This is a genomic window from Rhodococcus sp. EPR-157 (genome assembly GCF_001647195.1).
Taxonomy (GTDB): Bacteria; Actinomycetota; Actinomycetes; order Mycobacteriales; family Mycobacteriaceae; genus Rhodococcoides.
The window spans coordinates 1-727 of the sequence record NZ_LVCV01000064.1 but is presented as its reverse complement, the minus strand read 5'-3'; the positions used below and the strand labels follow the sequence as shown (position 1 = coordinate 727).

Genomic DNA, 727 nt, shown 5'->3' with positions numbered 1-727 from the left:
GTGGTCGCTATCGATACGACGGCGACGGCGAGGATGATCCACAGCTTGCGATGGAGTGCCTTCTTCGGTGTCAAGGGTTGCCTGCCGGTGGGATGAGGAGATCAGTGGTGGATGGGACAGTGGTTGCCGGATTGGGGGCGAAGGATCCGAGCGCGCCTTCGAGTGGTGTCCCGAGAAGCAATCCGTTGTCGAGGGTTTCGAGACGAAGATCGAGTGTCACTTCGCCGTTGGCGTAGTCGCCGCGGACGGCGTTCTGGTAGGTGTCGATCGGGAACGGATAGGTGAGCAGGTAGCGGAGGGAGTCGGTCAGCGACGTACCCGAATCCGCCAGCGAGGCCAGGACGGGACGCAGCTCTTCCAGCTCACCGACCAGGTCTCCGCCGGTGTCGTCGACAATTCGTTCGGCGGTGCTGCCCAGCTGCCCGAGGGAGACGAGTGCGGTGGTGAGATCCTCGCGCCGTGTGGACAGCACGTCCAGCGCGGGGCCCAGCGTCGTCACGGCATCGGCGAGCGTGCGATTCTGATCGGCGACATCGGCGGCGAATCTATCGAGGTTGTCGATCGATCTTTCGATGTCTGTGCGCTGTTCGCTCAGACCAGCGAGGACGGTGCTCAATCGTTCGATCAGGGTGCGCACCGACTCCGGTCGTCCCCCCAACGCGGCGTCCAAATCGTCGACGATGTCACCGAGTTGGGGGAGGCCGCCGCCGTTCAACACGAGCGAGAG

1 protein-coding gene is annotated in these 727 nt (G+C 63.8%); it reads right to left on the bottom strand.

Features of this window, described 5'->3' with window-relative positions:
• Positions 1-70: 70 nt before the first annotated feature.
• On the bottom strand, positions 71-727 hold a 657-nt coding region (locus A2J03_RS02785), incomplete at its 5' end, for an MCE family protein (RefSeq protein WP_197480594.1).